The following is a 736-nucleotide window of genomic DNA, read 5'->3' as shown; positions in this document are numbered from 1 at the left end:
TTTATGATGAAAGAAAAAATCATCAAACCAGTACTCAACCTTGGTTTACCTGATAAATTCATCCATCAAGGTACTCAAGAAGAACTTCACGAAGAACTTGGTTTAGACGCAAAAGGGATTGAAAAATCCATTGCGGAATACCTTGCGAAGTAAGCAATTAAATAGCAAAAAGGGATGCCATTGGCATCCCTTTTTAATTCTTGTTGTTCTTCGAGTGATAGGTGAGGTACTAACTCATCCAACCCGCATACTTTGCAACGAGAAACAAAGCAATACCCGCCATAATCCCCGCCACAATATCATCGAGCATAATGCCAAGCCCGCCATGGATGCGTTTGTCTAACCAACCTATTGGCCACGGTTTGACCATATCGAAAAAGCGGAAAAGAATGAAACCCGTCAACAACCATTTCCATTCCGTGATAGGAATATTCAGGGCTGGTACAATACTCATGGTGATCCAAAAGCCCGCAAACTCATCCCATACAATTGAACCGTGATCATGCACCTTCATATCATCTGACGTGACTTGACAGATTTTGATGCCAATCACGCACGAAAGTAATACCACAACGACATAAGCCGGAAATGGCAGCTGCGCCAACAACAGAAAAAACGGAACCGCAGCAAGCGTCCCCATTGTTCCAGGAACTACTGGCGACAAACCACTGCCAAACCCCGTCGCCAACAAATGCCACGGGTTCTTTAATGAGATCAGAGAAAGAGGGTTGGTCAT

At 44.0% G+C, this 736-nt stretch carries 1 protein-coding gene; it reads right to left on the bottom strand.

Annotated elements, in window-relative coordinates:
• Nucleotides 1-229: 229 nt before the first annotated feature.
• A partial coding sequence (pgpA, locus tag R7Q48_RS27130) for a phosphatidylglycerophosphatase A (RefSeq protein WP_005482983.1) occupies nucleotides 230-736 on the bottom strand: 507 nt, incomplete at its 5' end.

The organism is Vibrio sp. 378, from assembly GCF_033339435.1.
The sequence above is the reverse complement of the archived record's forward strand: the minus strand, read 5'-3'. Positions and strand labels throughout refer to the sequence as shown.